This is a genomic window from Rhizobium sp. BT-226 (assembly GCF_025847085.2).
Taxonomy (GTDB): domain Bacteria; phylum Pseudomonadota; class Alphaproteobacteria; order Rhizobiales; family Rhizobiaceae; genus Rhizobium; species Rhizobium sophorae.
Window position 1 is genome coordinate 163,549 of record NZ_JAOYTI010000002.1, and the last position, 13,103, is coordinate 176,651.

Sequence of the window (13,103 nt, forward strand, 5' to 3'; positions counted from 1 at the left end):
CGATGATCGATGAAGGAAACCGGGAAATTGCGGGCGTCCTTTACCGGGCATTAACCCTAACGGATCGATAACGACTGCACCGAGTTCATTTTGTGAGCACAAGCGGATGTCTGTCGTCCAGCCCAAAATCCTTTTGGCCCTGAGCCTTGCAGCCATGACGGCAGCACTGAGCGGCTGCACGACGTACAGGCCTGCGCCGAAGGCCTTCAACGAGGCCACCATCCAGCCCTACACGCTGGACAGCGGCGATCGGCTGCGCATTACCGTCTTCGACCAGCAGAGCCTGACCAATACCTATACGGTGGATCAGGCCGGCTATGTTGCCTTCCCGCTCATCGGCCAGGTCCCTGCCCGCGGCCGAACCCTGCAGCAACTCTCGGGACAGATCGCCCAGAAACTGCAGCAGGGCTATCTTCGCGATCCCGACGTCACCATCGATGTCGATCGCTACCGTTCGGTCTTCATCATGGGTGAAGTCGGCCAGCCCGGCCAGTATGCCTATGTTCCCGGCATGACGGTGCAGAATGCCATCGCGGTTGCCGGCGGTTTCACCAGCCGCGCCAACCAACGCATGGTCGATGTCACTCGCAAGATCAATGGACAGGTGCTGACCGGCCGCATCAATATATCGGGGCCGATCATCGCAGGTGATACGATCTACGTTCGCGAACGGCTTTTCTGAGCGATGGCAAAACAGCAGCCGCTCCGCATCCTTCACTGCTTCAGGTCGCCGGTCGGCGGAATTTTCCGCCATGTCCGCGATCTCGTCGAGGAGCACAGCAAGGCCGGCCATGAAATCGGCATCCTCTGCGACAGCTCGACCGGCGGCGAATACGAGGACAGCCTGTTCGACGATATCCGTCCCTATCTCTCGCTCGGCCTGACGCGCGTGCCGATCCGGCGCTCGATCAGCCCGTCCGATATTGCGACGATGTGGGATACATACAAGAAAATCAAAAGTTTGCGGCCGGATGTGCTGCACGGACACGGCGCCAAGGGCGGCGTGCTCGCGCGACTTGCCGGCTCAGCGTTGCGGGTGAACAGGTATCGCGTAGCCCGCCTCTATACCGCGCATGGCGGAAGCCTGCATTATTCGCGCTCCTCGCTCAGCGGACAGTTCGTCCTCAGGATGGAGCGCCTGCAGGAATATTTCACCGATGCGCTGGTCTTCATCTGCGAATATGAGCGCGACACCTATGCGCGCAAGGTCGGACGGCCGCGGACGAAGACGAGACTGATCTACAACGGCATCGGCGAGCGCGATTTCGAGCCGATCCCGACCCGCTCGGATGCCGTGCATTTCATCTATGTGGGAATGCTCCGGGACCTCAAGGGTCCCGATCTGTTTGTCGATGCCTTCGCCAAGACCGAACGGCTGCTCGGCAGGCCGCTGTCGGCGTTGATGATCGGCGACGGGCCGGATCGCGACCGCTACCGTGAAATGATGGTTGAACGCGGCCTTGGCAAACGCATCGGCATGCTGCCGGCAATGCGGGTCCACGAAGCCTTCTCCATGGCGCAAAACCTCGTCGTTCCCTCGCGCGCCGAAGCCATGCCCTATATCGTGCTCGAGGGGCTCGGCGCCGGCAAGACGATCATTGCAAGCCGTGTCGGCGGCATTCCCGAGGTGCTCGGCGCGGACAGCGCAGCACTGGTGGAGCCCGGCAATTCCGACGATCTCGCCCGCGTCATGGCGGAAACGCTGAGCACGCCCGGCTGGCACGCCAGGACGATGCCGAGGCCCGAGGCGGTGAAGGCGGTGTTTTCCTCCGCCGTCATGGCGCGTGATGTCCTGAAATTGTACCATGAGCTCGTCGATCCCGCTGCCGGCCAAGCAGTGCCCGCCGCTTCGTAAATATTTCTTAGGGGCTTTCTGGTATTTCGCTTGATGTCAACGAGCGAAAAGCCCCCATGAACAAGCTGGAAAAAGGCGATCAATTCGACGTGGAGGCCCTGCGCAAGCAGGTCTCCGACATCGAGGCGCGCGGCGACGCGGGTCAGGAAAAGCCTTCCGACCCGACCGAAATCAACCCCTATGCCCGGCAGATCGCCGAACAGTTCCGCGACGGAACCAATTCGCCTGTGATCATCATCGGGCAATTGCGGCTGCTGGAATTCCTGGCGCTCTTCGCGATCGCCCTGATCATCCACTATTTCTGGCCCGGTGACGGCAGTGATTCCACCTGGATGCGGACGGGCATGGCAGCGATGGCTTCGGCCCTGACCGTCATCGGCCTGCAGCTTGCCGACACCTACACCATTCCCGCCCTGCGGGCGAAGCTGCGGCTGATGCCGCGCATCGTCGCCGCCTGGACGATCGCGCTTCTCCTGACCGTCGGCCTGTTCGCGCTCATTCGCGGCACCACATGGGCGATGGTCGATGCCTATATCCCGTGGTTCGTCGCAGGCGCGCTCTTCCTTGCGGCCGAGCGTTTCCTGGTTGCCTACGGCATCCGCAACTGGGCGCGCAACGGTATCATGGAACGCCGCGCCGTCATCGTCGGCGGCGGCGAGCCGGCCAAGGACCTGATCCGCATCCTCGAACAGCAGGCCGACAACGACATCCGCATCTGCGGCATCTTCGACGACCGCGGCGAGAAACGCTCGCCGATCATGGTCGCCGGTTATCCGAAGCTCGGCACTGTCGCCGAACTCGTCGAATTCGTGCGGCTGACGCGCATCGACATGCTGATCATCGCCCTGCCGCTGTCGGCTGAGGCCCGTATCTACGACCTTTTGAAGAAGCTGTGGGTTCTGCCGGTCGATATCCGCCTTGCCGCGCATGCCAACCGGCTGCGCTTCCGGCCGCGCGCCTATTCGCATGTCGGCTCGGTGCCGATGCTCGATATTTTCAAGAAGCCGATCCGCGACTGGGATTCGGTTGCCAAGCGCGGCTTCGACATTTTCTTCACCGTGGTCGCGCTTGCGCTGCTCTGGCCGGTGATGCTCGCAACCGCGATCGCCATCAAGGCGACCTCCAAGGGCCCGGTCTTCTTCATGCAGAAGCGCCATGGCTTCAACAATGAAGTCATCAACGTCTTCAAATTCCGCTCGATGTACACCGACATGGCTGACCCCACAGGCAAGGCTGCGGTGACAAAGGGCGATCCGCGCGTCACCCGTGTCGGACGCATCATCCGCAAGAGCTCGATCGACGAGCTGCCGCAGCTTTTCAATGTGTTGAGAGGCGAGCTTTCGCTGGTCGGCCCGCGGCCGCATGCCGTTCTCGCCCAGGCGCGCGATCGCGCCTTCTCCGATGTCGTCGAGGGCTATTTCGCCCGCCACCGCGTCAAGCCCGGCGTCACCGGCTGGGCACAGATCAACGGCTGGCGCGGCGAAGTCGACAATGACGAGAAGATTAAGTTCCGCACGGCCTACGACCTCTACTACATCGAGAACTGGTCGCTCTGGTTCGATCTCAAGATCCTGTTCCTGACGCCGATCCGACTGCTCAACACGGAAAACGCCTATTGACCGCGATCGAGGCGACATATCCCCGTGTCGCCCAGCCGCAGCGGATGACGCTGCGCCTGATCGGTTCGGCCTTCGTCGCCTTCGGCGTCTTCCTTTCCGGTTTCGTGATCGACGAGCCGGCACCTTATGAACTCTGGATGGCGGGACTGATCGGCCTCTGGTTCATCCTGGGCCTCAGGATTTCGCGCAGCGTGGCGCCGCTGCTTGCCCTGCTGCTGACCTTCAATATCGGCGGCATGCTATCGCTGACTCAGATGAAGGACCTGGCAACGGCGCCGATGTATATCGCTGTGTCGACCTTCCTGGCGCTGACGGCAGTCTTCTACGCGGCAATCATCGAAGACAGCCACAGGCGGCTGCCACTGATCTTCAATGCCTGGACCTTCGCGGCCGTCGCCACCTCCGCGCTCGGCATACTCGGCTATTTCCACGCCTTTTCGGGCGCGGAAATCTTCACGCTCTACGACCGTGCCAAGGGCGCCTTTCAAGATCCGAACGTCTTCGGCCCCTTCCTGGTGCCGCCATCGCTCTATCTGGTTCACGGTATCCTGGTCGGCGACCTGAAGAAATCGCCGCTGAAGGCCGCCGCCCTGCTCGTGCTTGCGCTCGGCATTTTCCTCTCCTTTTCCCGCGCCGCCTGGGGGCTCTTCGCGCTCGGCGTGGTGCTGCTGATCTTCATCATGCTGCTGAAGGAGCGCAGCGGCGCCTTTCGCTTGCGAGTCCTGGTCCTGTCGCTGGCGGCGATCATCATGCTGATCGCGTCGCTGCTGGTGGCGTTGCAGATCCCGAAGGTCGCCGAACTGTTTTCGGCGCGCGCCCAGCTGGTACAGCAATATGACGGCGAACATCTCGGCCGCTTCGAGCGCCACCGGATCGGCTTCACCATGATGATGGAGCGTCCGCTCGGCATCGGCCCGCTGGTGTTCGGGACGATGTTTCCCGAGGACGAGCACAACATCTGGCTGAAGTCGCTCACCTCCTATGGCTGGCTCGGCTTCGTCAGCTATGTCGGCATGCTTGTCTGGACGCTGGCTCTCGGTTTCCGAAACCTGCTGCTCGACCGGCCGTGGCAGCCCTTCCTGATGATCGCCTGGATCTCGGTTCTCGGCCATGCGACAATCGGCAACGTCATCGATATCGACCACTGGCGCCATGTCTATCTGCTGCTTGGCACGGTCTGGGGCTGCGCGGCGCTGGAAGTGCGCCACAAGCGCGAGCGACGACGCCACGAGGCGGCGTGAGGTCTTGCCGTCAATGGGCGGCTGTCTATTTCGTCGCTCCTGCCGTCAAGCCAGCAATAAACCGCCTCTGGAAAATGAGATAAGTCACGATGAGCGGGAAAATGACAATCACCGCGCCGGCGGTCAGAACCGGCGTGTTGACGGTATAACGCCCTTGGAAAAACAGCATGCCGAGGGGCAGCGTCCGATAGTCGTCATCGTTGACCAGGATGAACGGAATCAGAAACTCGTTCCAGGTCCATATGAACAGGAACAGCGCCAGTGTCGACATTGCCGGCACCATGAGCGGGACGACGATCTTGCGCAGGATATAGAAGCGTCCGGCGCCATCGAGAACCGCCGCTTCGAGAACTTCTTCCGGCAGCTGCTGCATCGCGCTGGCGAGGAAGATCGTCGAGAACGGTATCGACATCGCGATCTGCGGCAAAATCAGAGCCGCATAGGTATTGATCAACCCCAGATACCGCATTTCATAATAAAGCGGGATGATGAAGGCCTCCGCCGGCACCATCATGCCGAGCGTCAGGATAGCGAATAGCGTGCGCCGGAACGGAAACGACAGGTAGGCGAAGGCAAAACCCGTCAGCAGGCCTAAAAAGACGCTTGCAGCAACGACGGGTATGACAACGATGATCGAATTCCAGAAGTAAATGTTGAAATGTCCGGCATTCCAAGCATCGACGTAATTTTCGAAATGTGGATATGCCGGCAGCGCGAACGCACCCTTCAGAACGTCGGCCTTGCTCTTTATCGACGTCAGAAGCAGAAGCAGGAACGGCGTGATCGTTACAAAAGCAAGAAGCCAGAGGACAATGCGGAGGAATAGCGTACCGGCGGAGATGTTAGACCAACGGCTCATCAAGCCCGTCCTTTGTTCTGCGATCCCACAAATCGGTGAATTGCGTAGTTGATGACGAAGGTGAGTACTGCGCCGACAATGGCGATGGCCGCCGCAGCGCCGAAGCGATTGAGCTCGAAGCCGAGCTGATACATGTAGATGTTCGGCACGAGCGTGGCGTTGGCGGGTCCGCCCCGGGTCATTGTAAAAATCAGGTCGAAGCTTTTGATTGACGCTATGACCGTCAGGAGCAACACCACCCTTATTTCAGGCAAGAGAAGCGGCAGCGTTATCCAGAAAAAGGTTTTTCGCGCCGAAGCGCCATCGACCTTGGCAGCGTCGAAAAGAGACGGGTCGATGCGCTGAATTCCGGTCAGGAAGATGACCATGCAAAAACCGAAGAAATACCATGTGGCAACGATCCCGACCGCGGGAAGCACAAAATTGAAATCTCCCAGCCACGGGAGTGCGAAGGCGCCCAACCCTACTGCTCTCAGAAACTGATTGAACGGGCCAAATGCGGGATTGTAGAGCCATGCCCAGATGATGCCCAACACGGCGGTCGGCATGATATAAGGCAGGAACAGGAAGGTCCGAAGCGCGAGTTGTTCGCGCTGCTTCAGATTCCAGACGCAAGCAGCAAGAGTTATGCCGAGCACGAGCGGCAGGACACAGTAGAAGATCATAAGCTCGGCATTGTTGCGCAAGGCAATATAAAAACGGCTGTCAGAAAAGAGAGCGACGTAATTGCCGAGACCAACCCACTTGGGCATGCTCAGGCCGTCCCAGCTGGTCAGGCTCAAACCCAAAGCCGCGATGATCGGTCCAAAGACAAAAGCCGCGTAGAACAGCAATCCAGGCAATAAATAGATAAAATTGGTCTGTTGCGAGCCATCAAGTGCGGAGCGTTTCATCCATTACTCCATAAAGCTAAAGCTGTGGTCATCGCGCAGCAAGCCGATCGCAGTGCTCATTTATGTGGATCGACGAGACTGAGGTCACGACCGCAGGGACGGCCGTGACCAGCACCTGCAATCTTTATTTCTTATCCTTCAGGTACGCCTGATAATCCTTGTCCATGGCATCGACAAAGGCTTCGGGCGTGATATTGCCGGACAGAAGAAGTGGCGTGTTGTCGTCTATTGTCTTCAGCATCGTCGGGCTCGACCAGTCGGGGTAATGGCCGAGAGCGTCGTTTGCGTTGAGTGTCTTCCACATTTCGATGCCGGAGCTGAGGAGCGGCGTGAGCTTTGGCTTTGCGTCAGCCGCGAGCGAAGTTGCCGGAAGATAGCCAGCATTGGCCCAGGTTTCAGCAGCCTTTTCCGAGACCATATAATCGATATATGCGCCGGCGACGTCCTGTGTCGGCTTCGTTTTGGCAAGGCTCGTTATCGCCCAGGCAAGATCCACGCCGCCGACACTCATGGGCTTGGAAATACCCTTCGGGGCGGGAATTGCCATGAAGCCGATATCCGGATTGTGTTGCATGTCACCGAAATACCAGGTCCCGGAGATCAGGAACGCGCCCTGCCCGGAAATGAAAAGCTGGACGGCGTCGTCACCCGATATGCCTTCGAAGCCGGGGAAAAAATAACCGCCCTGTGCCCATTGCTGCACGAGTTTGGCGGATTCGATGTTCCCCTTGGTGTTCCAGGAGCCGCCCCGGCCGTAAATCAGATCGTCAAGCTCGGCACGATTGCTCGCGTCGATATGCGCTTGCTCGATGGCGCCGATCATGTGCAGGGCCAGATGCTGCTTTGCCGAGCCCATCATGAAGGGTGGGACGCCCTTTTCCTTCAGCTTATCAAGACCGGCCAACAGCTCCTCGAAGGTTTGCGGCAGCGCTACTCCCGCATCGCCGAGGATCTTTTTATTGTAGTAGAGGCCAACGATCTCGCCGAGGCCTGATATGCCGTAGGTTTTACCGACCCCAAATTTTCCATCTTCCCAGCGGTCTCGCGCAAGCACCGAATCCGACTGGCGCTTATCCCAGCCATATTTTTTGATGTAGTCGTCGACGGGCAGGAGCAACCCTTCCTTGACCATCGCCCCCATGTCACCTGCACCCTGATTGACTTTCGTGATGACAGGACCATCACCTGCCGAAACCGCAAGCTTCAGCGTCAACTTCATGTCATCAAAGGTGCGGGCGGTGCGTTTGATCGTGACGCCGGGATTCGCAGCTTCGAACTCCTTGTTGAGCTGCTCTATGACCGCACTCTGACCTTCATAGGTTTGGTCATCCCACACGGCCAGATCGTCAGCGCGCGCGGCTGCCGAAAGGCCCAAGGTTATAAGCGCCGCACCAGCAAGCGCGACAGCTGCTTTCAATCGGTATTCCGGCAGTATGCTGATCGATTTCACGGTTCTTTTCATCTGCTCCACCTTATCTGGTTTATTCTCCACTCCCCGTTCAGGCCTTGCGCCAAGCAGCGGCCGAACGTTTTCTTTCCCCAGAGCTTTGCCGGGCTGGCGAATCTGAGGTAATCGTCAATGCATCGGCTCCTCTCGCGACCTAAAATGACAAAGCGCCACGCAGGAGGTGGCAAAGTGATGGACACCAGCTGCTTCATCCGCCCCGCGATTGAAGCGGATATCGACGCCCTTTTCGACATCTGCCTGAAAACCGCGAATGGCGGTGAGGATGCCAGCGCGCTTTATAGCGACCCGCACCTGCCCGGCTACGTGTGGTCGGTACCCTACCTCAAATTCGCCAAGGACTTTGCCTTTGTTCTCGTTCAGGACGGCCGGCCGGTCGGCTATGTCGTAGGGGTGCCGGACACCAGCAGCTTCGATAGAGACTTGCAGACAAACTGGTGGCCATTCGTCCGCCAGCAGATTGCGGGGCTGGCACCCAGCCGCCCGCGCGACGCCGACGTGATGGAACGAATTCAAAATCCGCGCAGCGGAACGGCTTGGCTTCAAGACCAGTACCCGGCGCATCTCCACATCAACATCCTTCCCGGACTTCAGGCAAGCGGTTGGGGGCGCAGGATGATCGGCACGGAGCTTCAAGCGCTTCGAAACCACGGGGTTGGAGCCGTGCATCTCGGGGTCGACCCAAACAACCAAGGCGCCAGGGGTTTCTACCGTCACCTCGGCTTTTCCGAATTCGAGCAGGATGGCTCCGTCGCATTCGCAATGCGGATCGATGAGGGATTGGGTTGAAGCATTTCCCGGTTCCTCCGAGCCACGGAAAGGCCCTGTCTCCCGGGCATAAGCACCTTTGCTTGGAGAAAATCTCACACGCCCAAAGCTGCCTGCTCCCCATAAGATGAGGTCACAGTAACCATCCGGATGAACGTCCGCCTGAAGGCGTGATACTATCGGCAGTAAAACTGGCTGCTCGGCGAAAAGCTGTCCGTCAGTCGAGGGCTTCATCATGAGCAAATCCTCGCCAGCCAGGTTCAAGGAATCCGCGGGACGCAAAAAAGCAAATAGCCAGGCAAGCCCGGGCCAGTTCCTCTTTGGGCGATCTTGGCAGGCGCACGGCTAACCAGACGATACGTATGGCGCATACTTCTCCTCGACCCTCTTTATTTCATCGCGCATTTTCATCGCACGTTAATTCAAGCCTACAGCTGGCCTCCCATTTGTCAAGGACATAGACAAATTGCCTGCTTCAATGTATTGAATTCCAGTTAGCCGCGATAGTTGTGGCCTAATATCGCGTCCATTAAGTATGCGCTCCGAACTAATTGGACTGAGCTAGCCGGATGGCAATGACATCTTCAGTCGCACAGACCCCGATCGCACGAAAAATATCAACCAATGCCGTCATCCGAACCGTGTTCGCGAACGGGTCGATCTCTCGCGCCGATATTGCCAAGCTGACCGGCTTGTCAAAGCAGACGATTTCCGATGTCGTGCGCGACCTTGAGGATGACGGATGGCTGAAACCAGTCGGGCAGACTGATGGCCGCCCGGGCCGGAATGCGATCACCTATGAAATCAATGCCAGGGCGGGACTGGCCGTCTCTATCGATCTCGGGAGCACCAAGATTGCTGCGGCTATTTGCGATCTGTTGGGGAACGTGGTTGCCGAAACCAAAGTACCCACCGACCCGCGCGGCGGAATGCATCTCGTCAATCAGTTCAGCGATCTTATCGGAGAACTCGCGTTTGCGGCCGGGACGACCGCCGACAAACTCCGTCTCGTCGTTCTAGGCAGTCCCGGTGTGCTCGATCCGGCCACCGGGCATATCAACGTCGCGCCAAGCATCCCCGGCATCGACGCCATAAATCTGCGGCAAGTCTTCAGCGACAGAATGGCCATACCGGTGATCGTTGAAAATGACGTCAACCTGGCGGCGCAAGGGGAGAGATGGCGGGGACACGGTATCGAAACCAGCAATTTTGCTTTCGTTGCTCTCGGAACGGGCGTCGGCATGGGCATCATCGCCAACGGGTCTCTGTTGCGCGGCGCGCGTGGGGCGGCCGGCGAAATCGCCTATCTTCCGATCGGCGGGGATGCTTTTGATCCTGGCGGATTTACGCTTGGAACCTTTGAGAGTGCGGTCGGCAGTGTCGCGATGTTGCGCCGCTACGTCGGTTTCGGCGGGCGTAACGCATCCACCGTGGCCGATCTCTTCGCCGCGTTTAATGCAGGAGAAACAAGCGCCGCTGCTGCCATCGAAGAAACGGCAAGGCTGGTCGCGGTTGCCATTGCTGCAATCGGAGCGGCTCTCGATCCTGAACTGGTGATCACCGGCGGCAGCATCGGCGCAAGACCGGAACTCGTAAACGCTATTCGCGGTTTCCTGCCGCGTTGTACGCCTTATCCGCCGCGCATCGAGATCAGTCGCTTTGGGAACCGGGCCGCCCTGATGGGAGGAATGGGGATCGCGGTCGAGCGCATGCATGACGATCTATTTGGTGTCAAATTGAGGGAAGTTTGAAGAGCGCATCCCGTAGGGCCAACGTGCGGTGCCGCTACTTGAGAAGCGCTGGAAATGCGCTAGATTTTCCCTCATGATAACAGCAACGCAGATACGCGGCGCCCGCGCCATGATCGGAATGAGCATCGAGGAGCTTGCCGCCGCCAGCGGCCTGCCGGTCGAGACTGTGACGGCGCTGGAAAACGGCGAATTTGCGGGCGAGCCGCACGCGCTGTTCGATGTACGCAGCACGCTCGAGGCGCACGGCATCATCTTCCTGTCCAGCGGCAATCAGGATGAAGGCGGTCCTGGCATCCGGTTGCGCGCACGCACCTTGAGCGATGACGGCATTCGGCCGGAAAACCTCAACGCCGCCAACGACGACTGACGGAACCAATCGGGCACCCGGGCGTTTCGCTGTCCCATGATATATTGGGGGCAGTGTCTTGAACCGCAGCAATGGTCTATACGTCATCATCGGCGTTCTTGTCGTCGCCGTCATCGGCCTCGGCGCCTATGTCTTCCACGAGGAAAGCAAGCCGCAAGGCATCGAGATGAGCATCGGTAAGAACGGTGTCTCGATCGAGCAGAACTGATCGTTAAAGATAGGTTTTTGCAAGGTCGGCAAGTTTGCCGCCGTCCTTCACGCCCTGTCTGTAGAGCTGAATGATGACCGCACCGATCCGCTCGGCCTCCGGCGTCGTCCTGGCGAGGCCGCGTTCGTCGCAGACCTTGTCGAGCACTTGCGAAAGCAGATCGAGATCTTCCGAAAATAGCGGTAAATCATGCGGATGAATTGATGACCGTAACATCATGCCCCAATCCTCCGAGGGCAAACGCATTCACGCTTGCATCGCCGGCCGCCCTCCGCAACCGACCATAAAGTCATTATGCGCGAGGGTCTGAACTTTAGCAACTACGCAAATTTCTATGGAACAAAATTATGGAACAAAATTTTATCCCGCGCGTTCCGGGCGCGTTTGGTAGCAGGTATCAGTGAGTGCAGATGTGAGTGAAAAACGCTTTCCCTCCCCCGTCCGGGTCGTTTCTCCAAACAGCAGCCTGATCGTTTCCACCGTCTGGGAGGCCGTCGAATATCTGAAGCGGTGGCCGAGCAAGCGCGGGCGCGATTATCGCGTTGCGCGCCAGCATTGCCTGGATGCGCTCGACGGACTGCGCAGCCCGCGCGCAGCACAGGCTTCCTTCATCACGGCAGCGAAAACGGCGGGGTTGCTGGTGTAAGATCGTTAGCCGTTGCGTCCACCGCCGGCAGCGATGAGCTGAGGATGGACGGAGCCTTCCATGATCACCTTGGCGGTAACCTCGATCACCCGCTCCTCGGCGAGTTCAGCAAGCGCGAGGGCGACATCGCCTTCCGACCAGCCGGCTTTGACGGCCTCGTCCGACAGAGCCTGGAACGCGCTGGCGAGGCTTTGCCTGCAAGTTAGATTGTGCTTCATATCCGCCATGCGCTCGACCAGGCTATCTGGGACAAGGACAATGTTAATCTACACATATTCACGAGAATGCGAAGAGGCTTCAGGTTTTTTTCAAATTCAAAATATGGTTATTAACTTCCAAACTGCGTATAACCTTAACAAAAGGCAACAAATACCGCCCCTCCCAATTGAGGTAGTACCAAAAAGAACTAAATGATTTATTTGCGATACACCTTCAAAGGGTATTTCATCGCGTTATTTAGTTTAAATGGTCAAAGCGGCAGGAGCCGATGCAGGGGCCTGTTGAACCACGAGAACGCAGCAAGCCTGAACGCGGCCCGTTTTCAGCATCTTCAGGGCACCCCTGTCAATCAGCTTCGTCAATCAGCTTCGGGATCCGGCATTGGGCGAGCGTCGGGCGTGCCGGAGGATGTCTCGCGCAGTCGGTGCAGCCAATCGGCGGTGACGCTTAGTCGCCGCGGACGCCTTCGGCGTTAATCACCTTAATACCACAACGACACCACACTCCCGTCAAAGTCCGCCGTACCATTGGCGGCTCACTTCTTCATGTTTTCAGGAGGTAAAATGTCTATCGAACTGGACGCTACTACCTATGTACACGCCAAACCGGCAACCGCCCATTCCTATATTTTGCCGGCCGTTGTCGATGTTCTCGATAACAGTTTCCAGGAGGCAAACGAAACTGCAGTCTTCGATCTCGGTTGTGGCACCGGCGGTGCTGCAGCCGTGCTTGCGGCAAAAGGATATGACGTCGTCGGTGTCGATCCCTCCCAGGACGGCATCGCGAAAGCGAGAACGGCCCACCCCGATCTTCCGCTGGAAATCGGTTCCGGCTACGAGGATCTTTCCAGCCGGTACGGGACCTTCGATGCGGTGATAAGTCTTGAGGTGGTGGAACATGTTTATGATCCCAAGGCTTTTTCGGCCACCATTTATGATCTGGTGAGGCCCGGCGGCATCGCGGTCGTCTCGACGCCTTTTCACGGTTACTGGAAAAATCTGGCGTTGGCCGTCAGTGGAAAGATGGATGACCATTTCATGCCGCTCAAGGACCATGGCCATATCAAATTCTGGTCTCCCGAAACGCTCAGCACGCTGCTCGTCGAAACAGGCTTCGAAGACGTCGACTTCGAATATGTCGGGAGGATTCCACTGTTGGCGAAATCGATGATCGCGATCGCTCAGAAACCACACTGAAGGCGGTCGAAGGCCA

General features: G+C 58.4%; 15 protein-coding genes. 10 read left to right on the top strand and 5 right to left on the bottom strand.

All coding sequences use genetic code 11. The features are described from left to right. The first annotated feature begins 106 nt into the window (after positions 1 to 106). Genes OIU37_RS10920 through OIU37_RS10935 form a run of 4 tightly spaced genes read left to right on the top strand, consistent with a single transcriptional unit; the run spans position 107 to position 4,715 of the window. Positions 107 to 682, top strand: a complete 576-nt coding sequence (locus OIU37_RS10920; protein WP_017959905.1) for a polysaccharide biosynthesis/export family protein — start codon at positions 107 to 109, stop codon at positions 680 to 682. Between the two features lie 3 nt (positions 683 to 685). Further along, complete coding sequence (locus OIU37_RS10925) at positions 686 to 1,855, top strand: glycosyltransferase (protein ID WP_171600904.1); 1,170 nt, start codon at positions 686 to 688, stop codon at positions 1,853 to 1,855. Between the two features lie 56 nt (positions 1,856 to 1,911). Then, positions 1,912 to 3,474: an undecaprenyl-phosphate glucose phosphotransferase gene (locus tag OIU37_RS10930; RefSeq protein ID WP_240602506.1), complete on the top strand. Its 1,563-nt coding sequence runs from the start codon at positions 1,912 to 1,914 to the stop codon at positions 3,472 to 3,474. Beyond that, positions 3,471 to 4,715 carry an O-antigen ligase family protein gene (locus OIU37_RS10935; protein WP_319004715.1) on the top strand — a complete coding sequence of 415 codons (1,245 nt, stop codon included), beginning with the start codon at positions 3,471 to 3,473 and terminating at the stop codon, positions 4,713 to 4,715. The genes OIU37_RS10930 and OIU37_RS10935 overlap by 4 nt, the downstream gene beginning before the upstream one ends. A gap of 25 nt (positions 4,716 to 4,740) precedes the next feature. On the opposite strand, the gene OIU37_RS10940 is transcribed toward OIU37_RS10935, so the two are convergent. The 3 genes from OIU37_RS10940 to OIU37_RS10950 all read right to left on the bottom strand — a co-directional run bounded on the left by OIU37_RS10940 (position 4,741) and on the right by OIU37_RS10950 (position 7,929). Further along, on the bottom strand, positions 4,741 to 5,574 hold the full coding sequence (locus tag OIU37_RS10940) for a carbohydrate ABC transporter permease (protein WP_240602503.1): 834 nt from the start codon (positions 5,572 to 5,574) through the stop codon (positions 4,741 to 4,743). Next, complete coding sequence (locus OIU37_RS10945) at positions 5,574 to 6,467, bottom strand: carbohydrate ABC transporter permease (protein ID WP_171600908.1); 894 nt, start codon at positions 6,465 to 6,467, stop codon at positions 5,574 to 5,576. Before OIU37_RS10945 ends, OIU37_RS10940 begins: the two co-directional genes overlap by 1 nt. A gap of 124 nt (positions 6,468 to 6,591) precedes the next feature. Continuing rightward, positions 6,592 to 7,929, bottom strand: a complete 1,338-nt coding sequence (locus OIU37_RS10950; protein WP_171602125.1) for an extracellular solute-binding protein — start codon at positions 7,927 to 7,929, stop codon at positions 6,592 to 6,594. Between the two features lie 177 nt (positions 7,930 to 8,106). Between OIU37_RS10950 and OIU37_RS10955 the strand changes: the two genes are divergently transcribed. The 4 genes from OIU37_RS10955 to OIU37_RS10970 all read left to right on the top strand — a co-directional run bounded on the left by OIU37_RS10955 (position 8,107) and on the right by OIU37_RS10970 (position 11,026). Then, entirely contained in the window at positions 8,107 to 8,721 is a 615-nt protein-coding gene (locus tag OIU37_RS10955; protein WP_264258462.1) for a GNAT family N-acetyltransferase, read from the top strand. A 548-nt stretch (positions 8,722 to 9,269) separates the two neighbouring features. Continuing rightward, entirely contained in the window at positions 9,270 to 10,451 is a 1,182-nt protein-coding gene (locus OIU37_RS10960) for an ROK family transcriptional regulator (protein ID WP_171600909.1), read from the top strand. A gap of 73 nt (positions 10,452 to 10,524) precedes the next feature. Then, positions 10,525 to 10,818, top strand: coding sequence for a RodZ family helix-turn-helix domain-containing protein (locus OIU37_RS10965; protein ID WP_171600910.1), 294 nt, complete (start codon positions 10,525 to 10,527; stop codon positions 10,816 to 10,818). A 58-nt stretch (positions 10,819 to 10,876) separates the two neighbouring features. Continuing rightward, positions 10,877 to 11,026, top strand: a complete 150-nt coding sequence (locus tag OIU37_RS10970) for a hypothetical protein (protein WP_168316305.1) — start codon at positions 10,877 to 10,879, stop codon at positions 11,024 to 11,026. Between the two features lie 3 nt (positions 11,027 to 11,029). Here the strand turns inward: OIU37_RS10970 and OIU37_RS10975 are convergent, their stop codons facing one another. Further along, positions 11,030 to 11,245, bottom strand: coding sequence for a hypothetical protein (locus OIU37_RS10975; protein ID WP_003574001.1), 216 nt, complete (start codon positions 11,243 to 11,245; stop codon positions 11,030 to 11,032). Between the two features lie 193 nt (positions 11,246 to 11,438). Between OIU37_RS10975 and OIU37_RS10980 the strand changes: the two genes are divergently transcribed. Continuing rightward, positions 11,439 to 11,672 (top strand): DUF982 domain-containing protein, encoded by a 234-nt coding sequence (locus OIU37_RS10980; RefSeq protein ID WP_017990989.1) that lies wholly within the window; start codon positions 11,439 to 11,441, stop codon positions 11,670 to 11,672. Between the two features lie 5 nt (positions 11,673 to 11,677). On the opposite strand, the gene OIU37_RS10985 is transcribed toward OIU37_RS10980, so the two are convergent. After that, positions 11,678 to 11,899, bottom strand: coding sequence for a hypothetical protein (locus OIU37_RS10985; RefSeq protein ID WP_171600911.1), 222 nt, complete (start codon positions 11,897 to 11,899; stop codon positions 11,678 to 11,680). 555 nt (positions 11,900 to 12,454) lie between these two features. Between OIU37_RS10985 and OIU37_RS10990 the strand changes: the two genes are divergently transcribed. After that, positions 12,455 to 13,087 (top strand): bifunctional 2-polyprenyl-6-hydroxyphenol methylase/3-demethylubiquinol 3-O-methyltransferase UbiG, encoded by a 633-nt coding sequence (locus OIU37_RS10990; RefSeq protein ID WP_168309885.1) that lies wholly within the window; start codon positions 12,455 to 12,457, stop codon positions 13,085 to 13,087. Positions 13,088 to 13,103 lie beyond the last annotated feature (16 nt).